At 67.8% G+C, this 17524-nt stretch carries 18 protein-coding genes; 2 read left to right on the top strand and 16 right to left on the bottom strand.

What is annotated here, in order from left to right:
- Nucleotides 1-29 precede the first annotated feature (29 nt).
- From H7A69_RS08710 to H7A69_RS08685, 6 genes are all read right to left on the bottom strand, one after another.
- Nucleotides 30-1937 (bottom strand): ATP-dependent nuclease, encoded by a 1908-nt coding sequence (locus H7A69_RS08710; RefSeq protein WP_182046686.1) that lies wholly within the window; start codon nucleotides 1935-1937, stop codon nucleotides 30-32.
- A 436-nt stretch (nucleotides 1938-2373) separates the two neighbouring features.
- The gene (locus H7A69_RS08705; protein WP_002857202.1) at nucleotides 2374-3186 is read right to left on the bottom strand and encodes an AAA family ATPase; all 813 of its coding nucleotides are present in this window, start codon (nucleotides 3184-3186) and stop codon (nucleotides 2374-2376) included.
- The gene (locus tag H7A69_RS08700) at nucleotides 3183-4577 is read right to left on the bottom strand and encodes a Mu transposase C-terminal domain-containing protein (RefSeq protein ID WP_182046685.1); all 1395 of its coding nucleotides are present in this window, start codon (nucleotides 4575-4577) and stop codon (nucleotides 3183-3185) included. Before H7A69_RS08700 ends, H7A69_RS08705 begins: the two co-directional genes overlap by 4 nt.
- Nucleotides 4578-4583: 6 nt before the next feature.
- Nucleotides 4584-5186 (bottom strand): recombinase family protein, encoded by a 603-nt coding sequence (locus tag H7A69_RS08695; RefSeq protein ID WP_002857200.1) that lies wholly within the window; start codon nucleotides 5184-5186, stop codon nucleotides 4584-4586.
- 140 nt (nucleotides 5187-5326) lie between these two features.
- The gene (locus H7A69_RS08690) at nucleotides 5327-5911 is read right to left on the bottom strand and encodes a uracil-DNA glycosylase family protein (RefSeq protein WP_182046684.1); all 585 of its coding nucleotides are present in this window, start codon (nucleotides 5909-5911) and stop codon (nucleotides 5327-5329) included.
- Nucleotides 5908-7065 carry a TDT family transporter gene (locus H7A69_RS08685; protein WP_182046683.1) on the bottom strand — a complete coding sequence of 386 codons (1158 nt, stop codon included), beginning with the start codon at nucleotides 7063-7065 and terminating at the stop codon, nucleotides 5908-5910. The genes H7A69_RS08690 and H7A69_RS08685 overlap by 4 nt, the downstream gene beginning before the upstream one ends.
- A gap of 70 nt (nucleotides 7066-7135) precedes the next feature.
- Between H7A69_RS08685 and H7A69_RS08680 the strand changes: the two genes are divergently transcribed.
- Complete coding sequence (locus H7A69_RS08680) at nucleotides 7136-8062, top strand: LysR family transcriptional regulator (RefSeq protein WP_182046682.1); 927 nt, start codon at nucleotides 7136-7138, stop codon at nucleotides 8060-8062.
- On the opposite strand, the gene eno is transcribed toward H7A69_RS08680, so the two are convergent.
- The 7 genes from eno to H7A69_RS08645 all read right to left on the bottom strand — a co-directional run bounded on the left by eno (nucleotide 8047) and on the right by H7A69_RS08645 (nucleotide 13532).
- Complete coding sequence (gene eno, locus H7A69_RS08675; RefSeq protein ID WP_182046681.1) at nucleotides 8047-9381, bottom strand: phosphopyruvate hydratase; 1335 nt, start codon at nucleotides 9379-9381, stop codon at nucleotides 8047-8049. The genes H7A69_RS08680 and eno overlap by 16 nt on opposite strands.
- A gap of 152 nt (nucleotides 9382-9533) precedes the next feature.
- Nucleotides 9534-10019 (bottom strand): inorganic diphosphatase, encoded by a 486-nt coding sequence (locus tag H7A69_RS08670; protein ID WP_182046680.1) that lies wholly within the window; start codon nucleotides 10017-10019, stop codon nucleotides 9534-9536.
- A gap of 47 nt (nucleotides 10020-10066) precedes the next feature.
- Entirely contained in the window at nucleotides 10067-10438 is a 372-nt protein-coding gene (locus H7A69_RS08665; protein ID WP_182046679.1) for a fluoride efflux transporter FluC, read from the bottom strand.
- Entirely contained in the window at nucleotides 10435-10938 is a 504-nt protein-coding gene (locus H7A69_RS08660; RefSeq protein WP_259346148.1) for a fluoride efflux transporter FluC, read from the bottom strand. Before H7A69_RS08660 ends, H7A69_RS08665 begins: the two co-directional genes overlap by 4 nt.
- Nucleotides 10935-11672 (bottom strand): 2,3-diphosphoglycerate-dependent phosphoglycerate mutase, encoded by a 738-nt coding sequence (locus H7A69_RS08655; protein ID WP_259346152.1) that lies wholly within the window; start codon nucleotides 11670-11672, stop codon nucleotides 10935-10937. Before H7A69_RS08655 ends, H7A69_RS08660 begins: the two co-directional genes overlap by 4 nt.
- A gap of 5 nt (nucleotides 11673-11677) precedes the next feature.
- Nucleotides 11678-12184, bottom strand: coding sequence for a universal stress protein (locus H7A69_RS08650; protein ID WP_182046677.1), 507 nt, complete (start codon nucleotides 12182-12184; stop codon nucleotides 11678-11680).
- Between the two features lie 643 nt (nucleotides 12185-12827).
- Nucleotides 12828-13532 (bottom strand): hypothetical protein, encoded by a 705-nt coding sequence (locus H7A69_RS08645; protein ID WP_126890096.1) that lies wholly within the window; start codon nucleotides 13530-13532, stop codon nucleotides 12828-12830.
- Nucleotides 13533-14404: 872 nt separating this feature from the next.
- On the opposite strand from H7A69_RS08645, the gene H7A69_RS08640 reads away from it, so the two are divergent.
- On the top strand, nucleotides 14405-14809 hold the full coding sequence (locus tag H7A69_RS08640) for a hypothetical protein (RefSeq protein ID WP_126890097.1): 405 nt from the start codon (nucleotides 14405-14407) through the stop codon (nucleotides 14807-14809).
- 430 nt (nucleotides 14810-15239) lie between these two features.
- Here the strand turns inward: H7A69_RS08640 and H7A69_RS08635 are convergent, their stop codons facing one another.
- From H7A69_RS08635 to H7A69_RS08625, 3 genes are all read right to left on the bottom strand, one after another.
- A complete protein-coding gene (locus H7A69_RS08635) occupies nucleotides 15240-15596 on the bottom strand; it encodes a cupin domain-containing protein (protein WP_182046676.1) in 357 nt (118 codons plus the stop codon).
- A 48-nt stretch (nucleotides 15597-15644) separates the two neighbouring features.
- On the bottom strand, nucleotides 15645-16676 hold the full coding sequence (locus tag H7A69_RS08630; protein ID WP_182046675.1) for an alcohol dehydrogenase catalytic domain-containing protein: 1032 nt from the start codon (nucleotides 16674-16676) through the stop codon (nucleotides 15645-15647).
- 73 nt (nucleotides 16677-16749) lie between these two features.
- Nucleotides 16750-17430, bottom strand: coding sequence for an SDR family NAD(P)-dependent oxidoreductase (locus tag H7A69_RS08625; RefSeq protein ID WP_182046674.1), 681 nt, complete (start codon nucleotides 17428-17430; stop codon nucleotides 16750-16752).
- Between the last annotated feature and the right edge of the window lie 94 nt (nucleotides 17431-17524).

Below are 17524 nucleotides of genomic sequence, written 5' to 3'. Positions count from 1 at the left end.
GGCCTCTGTTCGGCCGGGCTCAGTAACACTCAAGGAGTGGAAGCAACGAGTGCGCGAGCGGCGACCATTACCTCCATGAGTTCACCACTGGGGGCAGCCGGGCACTCCTGAGCGGCCAGGGCGTATGTCGCCGCGTTTTTCCCCGCAGCGCCACGACCGCTGTCGACGATTGACTGCCGAGTGCTGTTCCACTCGCCCCACTCGTTGTCGATTACGTCCTCCAGCCGGTCTGCCCACACGTGGAGAGTGGCGCTGACCTGTCCCTCGGGGTTATCTACGACGGTCTCTCCCAGGTACGCGAGTAGCCGTCGGTTCGTGCGGATCTCATTCGCCTCGGTTGCAGCGGCATCGTGCTCTGGCTTGCCGTTGGCCCGTAGCCGCGAACCGCCGCCCTTGTCGTTATCGAACACGACGAGCGTCGGGATGGACAGTTCCGCCAGGATCGCGTGGGGTATGAAGAGATGCTGTTTTCCGCCGGAGTAAGCGACGGTTATGCCCTCCACCTCCAGAGCGGTCTGTCCTTTGCGTGCGGCAATGCCATCAAGGATGCCCTTATCGGTGTCGCCCTCGACCAAGACGACGGCGTCAGCGAAGAACGCCTCAGCCAGGTTCTTCGTCCACACCTGATCCCATCTTGACCGCAGGGCGTCATCGGTCACCTCGGAGCCGTTGAGTCGCTTGGTTACGGCATCAAGAGATGCGAGGTGAACGCTGACCGATGGATGCTCGTCCGGCGCGTGCTGGCGACGAGTGACACGACGAACCTGGTCAAAGAATCGTGGGTCAATGAAGTATGGGGAATGCGTCGCGTACATGACCTGGAGCCCGCCTGTGAGGTTATCTGCTAGATCCCGTAGCACTTTCGAGAATACCCGCGCCTGGGTTGGGTGTTGAAACAGTTCGGGCTCCTCGATGGCGAGGCAGATGACACTGCCGTCGTTACCTTGGGCGCCGCGGGCGGCGAGTAGTTTGAGTGATGAGATCAGCAGCGCTCGCTGGAAGCCGTGCCCCTGGCGATCCACGCTGGTTTCGTTCAGAGCGTCACTGATGGCGACGCTGATCGATGCCGGGCTGGGGCGTAAGTCTGAGGTGCGCGGGTGAAGTCGAATACCGCGGCCGGCGGTGAAGGCACGCACCTCGGCGGTCAGCGCGTCAGCCAGATCGTTGAGCTGCTCGCCGAGGTGTTCCTTGTTGATCGCCGTTTGCTTCTCGCTGACCTCTTTCGCAAGAGCCTCGAACGCTGCGTTGGCACTCTTCCGGTCAATGGTGCGTTCGAGGATGCGTCCGATGATCGTCTTCTTGCCCTCCACGCTCTCCTCGCTAGCGCGAAGATCAGCCGTCACGAGCACGAAGTCAAACAGCCCAGACAACTTGTTTTGCCCGTTGAACCCGAACAGGTGCGTGACTCCACTCTCCGTCTCTTCAAGACGATCGGGGTTGTGACTCTCCCATAGCGTCATCGCCTGGTCAGCAGCACCTTGGTTTTTCCAGTTTGGCAGCCCGGGTGCTTCACCGCGCGCAATCAGATCATCCCAGAGACCTCTCTTCTCCTTCGCTGATCCCGCGTTCCGGATTTCCTCGAACGCTGGAAATGACCGGGCTCGCGCAGTCATCTTGTCGCTGCCGTTATCCCAGATTCGCCAGGCCGTGAAGGTCGTGGAGCCGGGGGGAGCGTAAGTCGACCCGAGGGCTTCGCGATCCGCAACGCTGAGATCGGAGAACTTGACCTCGACGCTAATCCGCCGGTCCTCGACTGCCCCGGAATAAACATCCTCGTCGACCAGGCGTGTTTCACCGTTGAAGAACCAGTCCAGCGCGCGAAGGACTGTCGACTTACCTGCTCCGTTCGGCCCGACGAACGATGTCAAAGTTTCCATATCGACGCACACGTCCTCGAGGCACCGGAAGTTCTTGACCCTGATCGACTTGATGCGCATCTCTACCCCCTGATCGCGGCCGCGCGGCCGAAACTATTGTTACAGCGGCGGGTCTCCAACGCTGGAGCGACACGGTAGACGGGCTCGACGACGGTGCGGCACGGCAGGCATGTCGAGCGTGGCTGGCCGCTCATCATCCTCGCTTTGCAGGTTTGAATTCAGCGCTTCGCTCGTCGATCCTGGATCAAAGCGATGGGCACGCAGATCGCAAGAGCTATGAGAATCGGTTCCGCCCAACGCCCCGCTCCAGGGGTGAATGTGACGCTAGCCTCCGCCGTAGGGAAGCGGCAGTCCCTGCGAAGGGCGACAGAAACCACCGGTCGGCCGCGGACGGGCCGTCCGATAGCCGGTCGTGAACCGGACGTCCAATATCCAGGATGGGATCCTGTCAGCAGCTTCGCTCTGTGTCGCGGTTTTCGCTGCGTTCCGTGTCGGGTTAGGTGGTGCCGATGACGAGGGTGCTGCGGGCGGCTTCGACGACGTCGTTGGTGATGACGTCGAGCTCGTTGATCTTCAGGACACGTTGAATCTGTGGGAGGAGACGTTCGAGGAGACGGAAGTTGCCGCGGGTGATGCGTTCGACGGCGGCGATGGCTTGCGCGTCAGTGAAGTCGTCGGGGTCGAGGGTCTTGCCGAGCTTGCGCCATTGACGTTCGAGGACGAACAGCAGCTCGTCGTGGCCGAGGGGGCGGTACTGGTGGGCGAACCCGAGTCGGCTGTAGAGCTGTGGGTAGTGAGTGAACTGCTTCTCGATGCCGGGCATGCCGATCAGGATCATCGCGATGCCTGTTCGGTCGTACTGGTCGCGGAGCCACTCGATGGCGTTGCCGGTGAGGCGTTCGGACTCATCGATGATGATCAGCTCGAGCAGTGACGGGTTGGGGCCGTGCGCGTGGTCGACGTGGCCGCCGTGGAGGACGAGGTGTTCCTCAATGCAGCGTTCGGTGCGGATCATGTCGTGCCGGAGGTCCTCTTGCAGGGCGCGCATCGTCGCGGAGACCTCGGGCGTGTAGAAGACAGTCCGGGCGCGGTGGGCCGCGGCATAGATCTTGGTGTCGTCTTCACTGCGTGCGGCCCACCTGGCGATGAACGGGCCGATGCTGTCCCAGTGCGCGTAGCGGCGCGCTGAGAGGGTCTTGCCGACGCCGGCGGGCCCGAAGCAGACGCCGATGGTGTTCTGCTTCCGGACCGCGTCGGCAAACTCCGCGAACCGGCGGTGCTCCTTGGTGACGATGAACTGGCTCGTCATGACCGGTCCTCCTCGTAGGTCTTCAGTCGCGGCCGATCCGTCTCGACGGCTGCCGGTGTGGTGGTGTCGTCGAGTTTGGGATTGACGATCGCGATGCGTTCGTGGATCTGCCCGCGTAAAGCCCGGCGCTGAGCGTTCCTGGCGGCTTGGATCTGCTTGAGGCTGATCGTCTCGGTCTGGTGCTCGGTGCTGATCGCGGTGCAGAGGAACACGTCGCGGTGGAAGACGCGGATCTCGGTGACGTCGCGTGGGTCGTACCGGACACTCACGGTGCTACCGACGAACGGCGCGAGAGTGGCCGCGGTGTAGCGGAGGCCCTCGAAGTGGATGCCATCGCGCTGCACGACCCGCGTCGTGGGGACGGTGAGCAGGAACCCGTCGAGCTGTTCAAGGGACTCCGGGAGCCGTGGCAGCCACCCGTCTGCGATCCACGCGTGCAGTGGGCTCGTCCGGAGCTCGCGGTGGGTGCGGGCGTTGTAGCTGCGGATGAACGTGCTGATGGCACTGTCGACGCCGCCGAGATCCAGCGCCGGCGTCGGCGCCGAGGATCCGGCTGCGAGGTGGCCGGGGAGCGTTGGGAGCAGTTCGGTGTTGATCGTGCCGAAGAACCGCTCGATCTTCCCGCGCCCCTGGGGCCGGGCGACCTGCGAGTGGATGATGCGGAGGTGCAGCACAGCGGCGGTGTCGCCGAGACGATGGCTGGTGAAGTCGGACCCGTGGTCCGTGTAGAGCACGTCCGGGATCCCGCAGACGGGCCAGTCCGGTTCCGGCTTGTGCCAGATCGCTTGGCGCAGCGCGAGCGCGGTGTTCGCCGCTGACGGGGCACCGAGGAACACCATGTACCCGCAGATCGCGCGGGAGTAGTCGTCGAGGATCACCGTCAACCACGGCCGTGCGGGCTTGCCGTCGGGCCCGACGATGAGCAGGTCAAGCATCGTGTGGTCCGCCTGCCAGATCGCGTTCGGGCGGTCCGCGCGACGTCGGAGCAGCAGCTCGTGTTTGTCACGGTATGACGCTGGCCCCTCGAGTGCGAGCGTCACCATTTCGGGATCGAGCCCGTTCACGATCGACCGCACGGCGGAGTACGACGGCGACGGCAGTCCCCGTTCAGCGCAGTGGACGCCAACCTGACGGTGAATGGTGGCGATCGACGGCCGCGGCTTGGTGAGCGCAAGCCCTTCGACCAGGCGGACGAGTTCCGGTGCTGTGCGTCGGACGCCATGGTCGGCGCGAGCGTCGTCGGCGAGGGCGGCGTATCCGCCTGTCCGGTAGCGGGCGAGCCAGCGTTGCAGGGTGCGCTCGGTGACGCCCGTGCTGCGGGCCAGGGTGGCAAGCGGGATGGCGTCCTCGACGTGCAGTCGAAGGATTCGCCACCGCTCGCTCGCGTCCATGACCGGCTACATCGTCGGTGAGGGCTTTGCGCGTCGGCGGGCGACCGGTTCGGCGTGCTTCGCGAGCGTCCGATAGATGGTGGTGCGGCTGACGCCGAGGACATCGCCGATCTGCGCGACGGTCATGTCCTGCTGTTCGTAGAGCCGGCGTGCGGTGCGCACCTGGTCTGCGGAGAGCCGAGATGGTCGGCCTCCGGTGCGGCCGCGGGCTCGGGCGGCGGCGAGGCCGGCGTTGGTGCGTTCCTTGATGAGGTCCCGTTCGAACTCCGCCAGCGCGGCGAAGACGTGGAACACGAGCCGGCCACCGGGTGAGGTGGTGTCGATGGTCTCCTGCAGTGACCGGAACCCGATGCCGCGTTCGGCGAGTGCGTGCAGCTGGTCGATGAGGTGCCGGATGGATCGACCGAGCCGGTCGAGTCGCCAGACGACGAGGGTGTCGCCGGGGCGGAGCTGGTCGAGGAGCTTGTCGAGCTCGGGCCGGTGTTGCAGCGACCCGGACATGGTGTCGACGAACACGCGGTAGCAGCCGGCGGCGCCCAGCGCGTCGATCTGTAGCGACGCGTCCTGGTCGGTGGTGGACACGCGCGCGTACCCGAGGAGGTGACCCATGGAGAGAACGTAGCGAAACTCGACCAGGAGGGGTAGTGGTGGCACGTAGATTCCGGGATTGGGTTCCGTTACAAGACACGCCGCCTCACACGCTGCCGAACCGTCGGCACGGGCAGTTGTAGCGGAATCGTTCGTATTTGCTACAGCCGGTGAGTCAGCGCCGCGAGCCGGAGCGCTTGGACGGAACGTCGTTGTTGTTCCGCGCGATGGCGGCCGTTGGCCGGAGAGGGGTGTGGTGCCGCGATGACGGGTACGAGTCGGGGGTGTTGGTCCAGGGTGAGGTGCCGCATGACTCCGTCGAGGGCGGCGGTCCCGTACGTGACGATGGCATCGAGCACGGGGAGCACCTTGAGCAGAGTTTCGAGGGCGTGTCGCCCCTCGTCGATGTCCACAGGTCGGACGCGGCCGAGAATCTCCCACGGGATGAGGTTCCAGCGGAGGTACTCGTTGCGTGCGAGTCCGGACTCGATGCGGGCCGCGCGGAACGCGGCCGCGGTCGGGCCCGGGTTGTCCTCACTGCAGATCGCCGTGTGCGCTGTGGCGATCGTCTGGGGGCCGGGCGACTGCATGAGGACCAGGACGCGGCTGGATGTGCCGCCGGATCGTGGGTCGAAGTTCGGGACGAACCGCCGTGAGCCGTCGGGTCCGGTGCGCCATGTCTCGGCGAGGGCGTTCAGGGATCGAACGTCCGCGAGCTCGTCCGCGAGTTCGTCGGGGGTGCTCATGCCGGCTGTGGTGGTGCGAGGAGTGTGCCGCGGATGACGGAGCCGTGGAAGGTGCGGACGGCGACGGTGATCCACGCGGCGACCAGGCCCGCGTAGTAGACGACTGCGATGACGGCGACGACGGTGAGTCCGGAGTGCAGGGCCAGGCCGTTCAGGCCGGTGACGCATGTGCCGACGGGGAACGTGAAGGACCACCAGGTCAGGCTGAACGGCAGGCGCTCCCGGGCGGTCCGGATGGTGATGGCGAGGGCGATGACGGTCCACAGCAGCGCGAAGCCGACCATCGCGAACCCGTACACCAACGCGACGACCAGCAGTGCGTGGGCGGTGGAGGCGTCGACGACGGTCGGGGCGTTCGATGCGAGGAGGTTCACGGCGGTGATGGACTGCCCGACAGGCCCGAGGACGATCCAGAGGGTCGGGACCATGCCGGCGGCACCGACCTTGTGCTGCGCCAGTCGGTTCCAGATCAGCGTGATCACGACCAGCGACGTGACGAGGCTGAGGCCGAAGAAGCCGTAGCAGGACCACAGCAGTGTCTCCCGCGCCTGCCCGGCGGGGGCGTACGGCAGCAGGAGTGCGCCGGTGGAGGCAGACACCATTGGCGGGACGATCGGCATCAGCCAACCGCCGAACGCGGAATCGGGCGTGTTCTCGTGGCGGGTGAACGCCAGGTACGGCACCAGGACCGCCGTGAACAGTCCGCCGATGGTACCGATGCTCCAGAGGACCCAGTCGACGGTGACGGCGGCGGGAAGGCCGATCCAGTCCTTGCCGAGGAGGATCGTTCCGGCGCCGACGGTGAGGAACGCCATCGGCGGTGCCCCGTAGAAGTGGGAGATGACCGGGTTGAGGTGGTGCTTCGCTGCGGTGCTCCGGTAGCGGACCCAGTGCAGGGCCGTCGCGATGGTGAGGGCGACCAGGAGGACCGCCGCGATCGCCCACACGATCGTCGCCGCCGTGCGCAGGCCGGGGAACTGCAGCGGCAGCGATGCGGCCGCGACGGCGACGATCCCGGTGCCCATGATCGACGCGAACCAGTTCGGGGTCAGGTTCGACACGATCAGACCGGGCCGCTCCAGCTCCCGGAACAGCCGCCGGTCGCGCGCATCGTGCTCGGACGTCGCGGGTGCGTGGGCGAGGTGAGCGGACATGCACTCATCGTGCGCGCGTTCCCCGTGGTTCGGGAACGGCGGACTCGTTGGCAGGGCACAATGGTTGCTTGTGGCACTGCGGCGGTTGACGGACCGGACTCTGGACCTCGACACCCTCGAGGTTCTCGTCCGCGTCGCGGAGACCGGTTCGTTGACCCGCGCGGCCGAGGTGTTGGGGGTGACACAGCAGGCGGTGTCTGCGCGCTTGCGTGCCGCGGAGCAGGCGACCGGTCAGCCGCTGGCGCACCGGACGGCATCCGGGACCGCGCTGACCGACGCCGGCCGGGTGGTGCTCGGTCTCGCCGTCCCGGTGTTGGAGGCCTCCCGGCGGCTTGAAGCAGGCGTCGCCGCGCTGCGGGAACCGGCGGGATCCCTCGTGATCGCAGCGTCGCAGACGATCGCCGAACTCCTGCTGCCCGGATGGTTGCTCACCCACCGTGCTGCCGCGCAGGATGCGTCGGTGCGCCTGATCGCGGGGAACTCCGCCGACGTGACCGACCTCGTCCGTTCCGGCGCTGCCGACGTCGGGTTCACGGAGACTCCTGCTGCGCCGATTGGCCTCTCATCGCTGGTGGTCGATGAGGACGAACTCGTGGTCGTCGTCGCTTCGCACCATCCTTGGGCAAGCGCTTCGGCCATCACCTCGGATGACCTCGCGGAGACGCCCCTGCTGCTCCGCGAGGAAGGGTCCGGCACCCGCGCCACGGTCGAGGCGTGGCTCGACGACGCGGGTCTGACCCTGGTCCCGCCGGCTGCAGTGCTGGAAACGACCGGCATCATCCGCGCCAACGCTCGAGCGGGCATCGCGCCCGCGGTGATGAGTCTCCGCACCGTCGACACTGACCTCGAAGACGGTGCCCTCGTCCGGGCGCTACTGCTCGGCCCGCCACTGATCCGGCCGCTGCGAGCGATCTGGTCAGGCCGCCCGGGACCCGCTGTGACGGCGTTCCTGGACACCGTCCGCAGCTCGAGTACCGGTGGTCAGATCAGTCCGTAGGGCAGCTCCGGGTGCTGCTCGGCGATCTCGGTGAGCCGGTTGTACTTCGCGACGCGTTCCCCGCGGGCGGGTGCGCCGGACTTGATCTGCCCGGTGCCGGTCCCGACAACGAGGTCCGCGATGAACGTGTCCGTGGTCTCCCCAGAACGGTGGGAGACCATGCTGGCCATCCCGATGCTCTTGGCGGTGGCGATCGCGCCGAGGGTCTGGGAGACGGTCCCGATCTGGTTCGGCTTGATCAGTGCCGCGTTCGTCAGCTGCTGCTCGCCGCCGTCGCGGATCCGCTGTGGGTCGGTGACGTAGAGGTCGTCGCCGACGATCTGGATCCGGTCTCCGAGCGCCGCTTGCATGCGGCGGAACCCCTCATGGTCGTCCTCCGCGAACCCGTCTTCGATGCTCCGGATCGGATATGCGTCGACCAGATGCCGGTAGTAGTCGACCAGCCCGTCCCGGTCGAGGCTTTCGTTGAGCACCCGGTAGGAGCCGTCGCCCTGGGAGAACTCGTTCGCTGCCGGATCGAGCGCGATCGCCACCTGATCGACGCCCGGCTCGTAGCCGGCGGTACGGATCGCAGCGACCAGCAGGTCGAGCGCTTCCTCCGGGGCGGCAATCGACGGTGCGAAGCCGCCCTCGTCGCCGAGGCCGAGGCTGCCAAACCGGTCCTGAACCAGGGCCGCGAGAGCGTGGTAGACGTCCGCTCCGATGCGGACGGCGTCGGCCATCGAGTCGGCATCGACGGGGGCGATCATGAACTCCTGGAAGTCCAGGGCGTTCGCTGCGTGCGCGCCGCCGTTGAGGACGTTGAAGTGCGGGACCGGCATCCGCGGCGTGCTTCCGGTGATCTCGGCGATCCACTGCCAGAGCGGCAGGTCCGCGGCATGGGCAAGAGCCCGGGAGGCGGCGATCGAGGTCGCGACGATGCTGTTCCCGCCGAGCCGGCGGTACCCGGTGGTGCCGTCGAGGTCGGCGAGGGCGGCGTCGATCCGCCCGATCGCCGACCAGGACCGGCCGGTGAGGAGCCCTGAGATGTCGGTGTCGATCAGGTGAAGCGCCTGAGTGACGTCACGGCCGCCAAACGCGGAACCGCCGTCACGGAGCTCGACGGCTTCGTGGGCGCCGGTGGATGCGCCCGCGGGGGCGTCCCCCGTGACGGTGCGGCCGTCGTCGAGCTCGAGGGAGACGCGGACGGTCGGGTAGCCGCGGGAGTCGAGGATGCGGGCGCCGTGCACGGCGTCGATGGTGATCGGGTGGTCGTGGTGGGTGACGTACTCGCCCTGATGGGCTCCGTGGTGGTGGATGCCGCTGATGTAGTCGTTCACGGTGACGCTCCTTCGGTTCGGTTCGGTTCGGTTCGGGTCATGCGTCGGGCTGGGGTGTGGTTGGAAGGGAAAGCCGCGGGGAGGCGGAGGGACGACCTGCTGGCGATCACTCGGCGCCAGTGCCTCCCCGCGGCAGTCTGTGGACCCGTGGGTCACGGGTGTCGGGTGTGGGCTTCCTGCGCGGTGCGAATGACGGCTTCGGCAGCAGCACGGTCGGCCCACCCGTTGGTGGTGACGTGCTTGCCGTGCTCGATTTCCTTGTAGTGGGAGAAGAAGTGCTCGATCTCCGCCAGCGTGTGCTCCGGCACGTCGGTGATGTCCTGCAGCTGCGCGAAGCGGTCGTCGTTGGCGGGGACGGTGAGGATCTTGTCGTCGCCGCCGTTTTCGTCGACCATGCGCAGCATCCCGATCGGCCGGACCGTGATGACGACGCCGGGGAACGTGGGACGGGGTAGGAGCACGAGGGCGTCGAGGGGGTCGCCGTCATCGCCGAGGGTGTTGTCGATGGAGCCGTAGTCCTGGGGGAACACCATGCTGGTGAACACGGCCCGGTCGAGCCGGATCCGGCCGGTGGTGTGGTCGACTTCGTACTTGTTGCCGCTGCCGCGGGGTATCTCGATCGTGACGTCGAAGAGCATCAGCGCCTCCGGTTCTGGAGCGGGTGTGTGGTCCGTGGGCGGGGTGGTCACAGGGTGCCGCCGAGGAGGATGCCGGCGGTCGCGGCGGCGACGGAGACGACGAGCATCCCGAGACCGTTGATCGCGGCGGCGGTGATCCGGCCGCTGCGGGCGAGGCGGACGGTTTCGAAGCTGGCGGTGCTGAACGTGGTGTAGCCGCCCATCACCCCGGTGCCGAGGACCGCGACCGGTACCGCGCCGAGGTGGGTGGCGGTGCCGACGGTGATCCCCAGCAGCAGCGACCCGGTGATGTTGATCGTCAGCGTGCCGACGGGGAGCCGGAACTCTCGGCCGGCGTTGATCAACCCGTCGAGGAGGAACCGGCCGGCAGCGCCGGCACCGCCGCCGAGGGCGACGGCGAGGACCAGGAACGGGCTCATGCTTCCTCCGTGCGGGGTCGGAACCAGCCGGCGACGACGAGACCGACCGCGGTCGCGATCGCGCCGGACAGGACGGTTAGGAGTGCGTAGCCGGTGCCGGCGAGGCCGTGGCCGTCGCGGAACAGGGCGGCGGTGGACTCGGCGAGGGTGCTGTAGGTGGTGAACCCGCCGAGGACCCCTGTCCCGAGCAGCAGCCGCAGCACGCGTCGGCGGCCGGCGTCGGGCCCGCGGTGCGCGAGCGCTTCCAACAGCACACCGAGGGCCAGCGCCCCGGTGATGTTGATCCAGAAGACCGACCAACCCACCCCGCCATCGGCGGGAAGCAGGCTGCTGATGACGTCGCGGAGGGCAGTGCCAGCGGCGCCGCCGACTGCGACGAGGCCGACGTACCGCCACCGCAGATGCACCGGCCGCATGGTCGTTGCGGGGTCGGAGACGTCGACGTCGGGGTCGGAAGGGAGCTGGTCGTCGGGCATCGGGGTGTCCGTTCGGGTGGTCATGTTCCGCCTTCTGCCGCGACCAGCGCCGCGGCGTGCTGTGCTGCTACCGGATCGAGGAACGCCCCACCCCGCGGGACGAGAGCACCCGTCGGGGCGAGGTGGTACTGCACGGGTTGCCCGGTCGGCAGGTTGAGCTGCTCGAGCTCCGGGTCGGTGAGGTCGTCGATGCATGCGCAGAGTGCGCGGAGCGAGTTCCCGTGCGCGACGACGAGGACGCTCCGCCCTGACCGCACCATCGGCAGGAGCCGGTCGTGCAGCACGGGACGGACCCGCTCGATGACGTCCGAGAGCGCCTCGGTGCGTCGGAGGGCACCGTCGGGCAGGCCGCGCAGCGCGGAACTTGACCGCAGTTCCTCCCACAGCTGCAGCGACATCGGTGGCGGTGTGCCGGTACGGGACCTGCGGAGCCGCATGTACTCGTCGTCACCGAGCATCCGACGGGCGTCGGTCTTCGTCATCCCGGTCAGGGCGCCGTAGTTGCGTTCGTTGAGCTGCCACACCGCTTCCGTGGGCAGCTGTGTCCTGAGGGCGTCGCAGACCAGTTCGGCGGTGCGGACGGCACGGTGCAGTGTGGAGGTGACCACGACGTCCGGCGTGATGTGGTTCGACCGGAGGAGCCATCCGGCTGCGGACGCTTGCCGTCGTCCGTGGGGCGTGAGCGGGACGTCGAGGAGCCCGGTGAAGGTGCCGGCTTCGTTCGCGGTGCTCTCCCCATGCCGCAGGAGCGTCAGCATGCCAGTCACGGGGCTTCCGACGGGAGGAGCACGGTGACGCCGACCGGGTCATGCGGGACGACCAACACCGGCCGGTGCTGCTGATGGGTCAGATGCGCGGCGACGGACCCGTTGAACAGTTCCGCCATCCGGCGTCGGCCGACCTGCGATCCGACGACGATCATCACCGCGTCACGTTCCTCAGCCACCGCAGCGAGTGCTCGACCCGGATCTCCGACCCGGGAGAGAATCTCGACGCCCACCGACCGCGCCGCAGCAAGACCGTGAATGACCCGCACGTCATCGTCGGGCAGCTGCTGCGGGTCGCTGTCCGCCGTGTCCGGGTCGATCGGTTCGATTATCTCCGACCCGTCCGCACGCACCCCCGCTGACAGCAGTGCCGGATCGACGACAACACACACCATCGGGGCGCTGAAGCGTTCAGCGACGTCAGCCGCGACGCCGACGACGTCGTGCGCCTGCCCGGACTGCACACCGACGACGACAACACCGGCAGTGCTCGACTCGACCATGACATCTCCCTACCTCAGGCGCACAGAAGCGCAACCGACTGAGATAGGGACTGTTGTCGACGAGTGTCGAGGTTGGGTCCGGCAAGCCCCACTGCCGGGTCCGAAGACACCACCAGTATGCACCCACCACCCCATGCCCGCACCGACGATCTTCCGCACCTCGAGAACCGGTCCGCTTCGTGACGCGGGACGACAGGGAGAGAAGCTTGAAGGGCGACACTGAGCGGAGCTGCTCACAGGGATCCTTCGGAGGGTGCACCCACGCGCTGTCCGGATAGATGGTCCGGAATAGGTTCCGAAGAAGGCCCCCTGAGCGGGACGGTTAAGCAGCTGAGAAGGCCTGCCCGTCGGCCTTCATTCGCCGAAGAATCCCGCCTGGCCCGCGAGGGAGATCATGTCCTCAGCTCGCCCGGTCGCAGGGTAACGAAGGGCTCCGGAATGAGCACCTTCCCGACGGTCCCGACATCCTCGGCGAGGACCGGTCAGATGCGGAACAGGCGCGGAACGGACACATCGAGTTCCAACTCGACAACCTTGAGCTTCCGCCGCCGCCGGCGCAGCATCAGGAGTACGACAAGGTGCGTGCTGCTTCAGAGTGTGAGGTAGTGCGCCAGGGGATCGAGGAGCTCCTTACCCGAAGGAGCTATCTCAAGCGCCGGGTTTCGAGCAGCTCCAGCAGCGGCTTCACGTCGCGGCCCGCAGTGAGCCACTCAACCGGCGTCGCCGGTTCGCCGTCGAAGGACGTGTACGAGTGCGGAGTCGTCATGAATCCGAGGATCGACGTCGGGTGCATGTCGTCATCGAAAGCTCCGACCAGCGACGTCATGTAGTTCAGCGATGGTTGATCCGGATCGTCGGTGAACTGCCATGTCGGGAACAGAAGCTCGTCGTCGCACACGAACGCGAACAGGTCGCCGAACGCGAGATCTGTGAGGACCCGGCCAGTTCCTGTGTCCAGCCAGTCGGCTGCCTGTTCCAAGGTGAGTGAGGCGCTCAATCCGCGCTGCCACGATCGGCGTTCAAGTGCGTCGAGCTCTCCACGCGCGACAGCAGCCTTCGCCGCTTCATACCGCTCCCGCGTAACGAACACGGCCTCGATCAGGACCCCCTCCTCGTCAGGGGTAAGGTCCCGGCCGGTCTGCGTTCGCGGCGGGTTGTGGCGAGGCCCAAAGTCGTGACCGCCGGCGTGGACGCCGATGAGCCTCCGGAAGGCGCCATCGAGCCGGGGCGAGTCGAGCTCGCGGTCCCGTGCAACTTGGACCGCGTCGTCGGCGTCCGCAAAGTCCATCGCGGCAACCTCTCGGACGCTTTCCAGCAGCTCCTCACCGGTCCGGACGGCGAGAGCCACACGTGCGCGAGCGCGAGCGATTTGTAGCCGTGACGTCATCGGGGGTTCACAGTGGTTGCTTCCTCTGCTTCAGCCGAAGTGTGGACGCCGTTTTTCCCCAGCCGATCTCACCGATCATCCCGTCCTCCGAGAACGAGATCTGGGAGGCGTGAAGCGGACCCTTCGAGCACAAGCAGCAAGGTCCGCACCACGGGCCAAGGCGATCCGCCCGCGATTAGATGTTCTCGTGGGCTGCACCGCGAGCCGCCCCGCTGCAAGTGCGGGTCTTCGGAGCACATCAGGCGAGTAACTAGTGCCGGCGGCGCGTCCGGGGGTATGCATTGCAGCACCGTCGGGAGGACCTCGGAGATGAGCTCCAGAGTCCGGGCACCGGCGTCGATGAACTGCCACGAAGGGAACAGCAAGGCTCCAGCCCGTTCGAATCCCCAAAGCTGTCGAGAAACCATGTCAGCCCGAAGCTCACGGAGAGTGCTCCCCCGTCGTCGGGCCACGTCATCGGCCTGCAACACCGTCGCGTGCTCGATCGATATGGCTCGGATCAGCACGGTCATGAGATTCCGGTCGCTCAGCTCCGCTTCCCATTGGAACTCGTCACCGACGGCGCCGATCCACTGAAGGATGAGGGCTCGCTTCGCCGTTCCCAGCGGACTCGGCCGGTTGAGCGCCGTTAGCGAGTCCGCGATCTGCGCCACTGTTGCGTCGAACTCGAGGCCAAGCGATTGGATGGCCGCTTCCAGCGCGGCGACCGACGTTTGATGCGAGCCCGCAGGCTCCAACGACGCAGGGGCCGCCCCTGATACGTCCGACGCCACTTCCCCACCTTCCAGCCGCTTGCGACCCGACTCATGCCGCGTGCTGATTATAATCAGCGCATGGGAGAAGGCGAGCAGGGCGCGGGTTCTGCTTCACCGCGCCTCACGATCGAAGCCGCAGTCGGCACCAGAGTTGAACTCTCTTGGCTGGACGCGGTCGTGGTTCCCGAGGCCGCGCGTATCGACTATCGAACCATCGGGCGTCGCGGTGACTTCGTCGTGACCGTCGGAGCTGCCGAACTCGCCGCTGTCTGTGACCTCGACTCCGGCGAGTACGTCATCAGCGGAGAGCTTGGAGGGGACGAATCGGCGGCGGCGCTGATGCGCGAACTCCTGAGGCGCCGCCTCCAACACCTTCATGAGGCTCCCATCGAGTCTCGGCAACGCTTCGAGGGACGCCTCCGTTCCCTCGCTGAGATGTCGGGCGGAACCTGGTTTGCTTTCGAAACGGTGATCGACCCCTAACGGGCGGGTCGTCGCCACAGTTCGGCGTCGAGGGCAAGCTCGAGCCGAGCGAGCGTGGCGAGATCCGGCCAGGAACGACCGGCTAGAACACCGAGCAACGTTGTGTGGTGCACTCCAGCAGCCGTCGCGACAGCGCGTGTGCTCTGAGTTCCCATCGCCTGTCTCAGTCGCACCACAAATGTACGAGCCGCTTCTGCGATCGCGTCGTCGGCAGGAATCTCCGGCCAGGGTGCCGGAGCGAGCTCGAACGGTCGCTGTCGGGGAGTTCTGCTCACGCGTCCCAGCGTAGAGCGCGAACCGTCCATCATGAGGATCGCCAACTGCCTCTGCGGCCTCGGCTCCTCCGAACAACCACCTCTCAGACGCAGATCAATATCAAAACGAATATTGACGTCCACCAGCAGGCCTTCGGAGGCCCGCTCCTGACGGGTCACGGCGCGGCTCGCGGCGTCGCGAGCGGTCGCCCCTCCGGGTGCACGGCGACGAACACCAGCACGAGCTCCTCGTCGGACACGTTCGACGCCTCGTGGTCGACGAACGGCGGCTCGACCAGGACGTCGCCCGGTCCGTAGTGGCGGACCGCGTCAGCGGTCCGGTGCCGCAGGCGTCCGCGCGCGACGATGCCCGTCTGCCAGGCGTCGTGCCGGTGCCACCCGGTCGATCCCCCGGGCGGGATCCGCGCCACGAGCGAGCGCACCGTCGCCTCGATGGGGCCGTCCGGGTGCGGCACCGTGCACGCCGGCTCGGCGGCCCGTTCGTCGACGCGGATCTCCGGAGTCTCCGTCATGCACGTAGTATTCCAGATGCCGACACCGGTGTCCGGGAGTCCGAGCCCTCAGAACACCGCGACGGTCATGCCGGATCCGCTCGCGGGCCGGTCCATCGCCTCGAGTGCACCCGGCAGGTCGTCGAACCCGATCGTCGACCCGATCGACTCCGCGGGCCGCAGCCGACCGGCCACGACGTCGTCGAGCATCGCGGCGTACTCCCCCACGGCGATCCCGTGGCTGCCGAGCAGTTCGAGCTCGTCGGCGATGACGCGGCCCATCGGGATCGCCGGCGTCGCCTCGTCGTCGAGCAGGAGGCCGACCTGCACGTGCCGACCCCGGGGACGCAGCGACGCCACGGCCGCCACGGACGTGGCCCGGCTCCCGTACGCGTCGACCGACACGTGGGCACCACCGTCGGTCAGCCGGTGCACCGCGGCCGGCGCCTCGTCGTCCATCACCAGGGTGGCCGCCCCCAGCGCGGCGGCACGGTCGAGCGCCGCTGTCGAGACGTCGACGGCGACGACCCGGGCCCCCGCGGCGACGGCGACGATGATCGTCGACAGCCCCACGCCGCCGCAGCCGTAGACGACGACCCACTCCCCTGGTGCCACCCGACCGCGGGCGTGCAGTGCGTGGTACGCGGTGCCGAAGCGGCACCCGAGTCCGGCGGCCTCGGCGAACCCGACCGCGTCCGGCAGGTGCACGAGGTTCACGTCGGCGTGCGGGACGACCACGGACTCCGCGTACGAGCCCTGCAGGGTGAAGCCGGGCTGCTGCTGGCGTGTGCACACCTGGGTCGCGCCGTCGCGGCACTGGTCGCACGTGCCGCACGCGAAGACGAAGGGTGCGGTGACCCGGTCCCCCACGACGACACGGGTGACGGACGCCCCGACGGCGGTGACGACCCCGGCGAACTCGTGCCCCGGGACGTGGGGCAGCCGCACGGAGTCGTCGTGGCCCCGCCAGGCGTGCCAGTCGCTGCGGCACACGCCGGTCGCCGCGACCCGGACGACGACGCCGTCGTCCGGGGCGTTCGGCTCGGGGAGCTCGACGATCGAGGGGGTGGAACCGAACCGGTCGTACTGGACTGCGCGCACGGCGCCATCCTGGCAGACGCGCGACGCCGGGCGCGCGGCAGGTCGACCGCGCTCCCGGCGCTCGACGGCCCGCCTAGTACTCGATGCGCCCGTCGCGGTCGTGGAACTCCCCCGTCGGCCCGTCCGCGCCGATCGTCGCCAGGGCCACCGTCGCGTCGGTGCCCTCGGTGACGGTCTGGTGCCCGCCGAAGCCGTTGAAGGCCGTCGCGGTGTAGCCCGGGTCGCTCGCGTTCACCCGGAAGCCGGGCAGGTTCTTGGCGTACTGCACCGTCATCGCGATCAGCGCCGCCTTCGACGCCGCGTACGGCACGGCCGCGACCGGGTGCTCGTCGCGTCCCGGCGTGGTCAGCCAGCGGGCGAACCCGACGCCGGATGCCACGTTCACGATCACGGGGTTCTCGGAGGCGCGCAGGAGCGGCAGCGCCGCCTGCGTCACCCGGACCACGCCCGTGACGTTGGTGGCGAGCACGGCGTCGAGGGCGCCGGCATCGAGGTCGTCGACCCCGAACGAGGTGCCGAGCACCCCGGCGTTGTTGACCAGCACGTCGAGCTCCGGCAGTGCCGCGATCGCCGCGTCCACGCTGGCCTGGTCGGTCACGTCGAGCTGCACGACGTGCGCGCCGAGGGCCCGGACGTCGTCGCCGTCGGCGGTGTCCCGCATCCCGGCGTACACGGTGTGCCCGGAGTCGATGAGCCGTCGTGCGGTCTCGAGGCCGAGGGAGCGGTTGGCTCCGGTGATGAGTGTCGTCGTCATGCCTCCACCCTGCTCTCCGGTCGACCGTGTTCCCAGGCACCGTTCGACGGTGGGACCAGCGGTACCAGGACCGATCCCGCCCGAACGGCGAGGA

This window comes from Curtobacterium sp. ME26 (genome assembly GCF_903970945.1).
In the GTDB taxonomy this organism is placed as follows: domain Bacteria; phylum Actinomycetota; class Actinomycetes; order Actinomycetales; family Microbacteriaceae; genus Curtobacterium; species Curtobacterium citri.
This window is presented reverse-complemented; position numbering and strand designations above follow the sequence as displayed.

Bases quoted from the DNA above. Each gene is read 5' to 3' on its own strand.
- H7A69_RS08710 (WP_182046686.1), bottom strand. From the start codon at position 1,937: ATGCGCATCAAGTCGATCAGGGTCAAGAACTTCCGGTGCCTCGAGGAC.
- H7A69_RS08705 (WP_002857202.1), bottom strand. From the start codon at position 3,186: ATGACGAGCCAGTTCATCGTCACCAAGGAGCACCGCCGGTTCGCGGAG.
- H7A69_RS08700 (WP_182046685.1), bottom strand. From the start codon at position 4,577: ATGGACGCGAGCGAGCGGTGGCGAATCCTTCGACTGCACGTCGAGGAC.
- H7A69_RS08695 (WP_002857200.1), bottom strand. From the start codon at position 5,186: ATGGGTCACCTCCTCGGGTACGCGCGCGTGTCCACCACCGACCAGGAC.
- H7A69_RS08690 (WP_182046684.1), bottom strand. From the start codon at position 5,911: ATGAGCACCCCCGACGAACTCGCGGACGAGCTCGCGGACGTTCGATCC.
- H7A69_RS08685 (WP_182046683.1), bottom strand. From the start codon at position 7,065: ATGTCCGCTCACCTCGCCCACGCACCCGCGACGTCCGAGCACGATGCG.
- H7A69_RS08670 (WP_182046680.1), bottom strand. From the start codon at position 10,019: ATGCTCTTCGACGTCACGATCGAGATACCCCGCGGCAGCGGCAACAAG.
- H7A69_RS08665 (WP_182046679.1), bottom strand. From the start codon at position 10,438: ATGAGCCCGTTCCTGGTCCTCGCCGTCGCCCTCGGCGGCGGTGCCGGC.
- H7A69_RS08660 (WP_259346148.1), bottom strand. From the start codon at position 10,938: ATGACCACCCGAACGGACACCCCGATGCCCGACGACCAGCTCCCTTCC.
- H7A69_RS08655 (WP_259346152.1), bottom strand. From the start codon at position 11,672: ATGCTGACGCTCCTGCGGCATGGGGAGAGCACCGCGAACGAAGCCGGC.
- H7A69_RS08650 (WP_182046677.1), bottom strand. From the start codon at position 12,184: ATGGTCGAGTCGAGCACTGCCGGTGTTGTCGTCGTCGGTGTGCAGTCC.
- H7A69_RS08640 (WP_126890097.1), top strand. From the start codon at position 14,405: ATGGGAGAAGGCGAGCAGGGCGCGGGTTCTGCTTCACCGCGCCTCACG.
- H7A69_RS08635 (WP_182046676.1), bottom strand. From the start codon at position 15,596: ATGACGGAGACTCCGGAGATCCGCGTCGACGAACGGGCCGCCGAGCCG.
- H7A69_RS08625 (WP_182046674.1), bottom strand. From the start codon at position 17,430: ATGACGACGACACTCATCACCGGAGCCAACCGCTCCCTCGGCCTCGAG.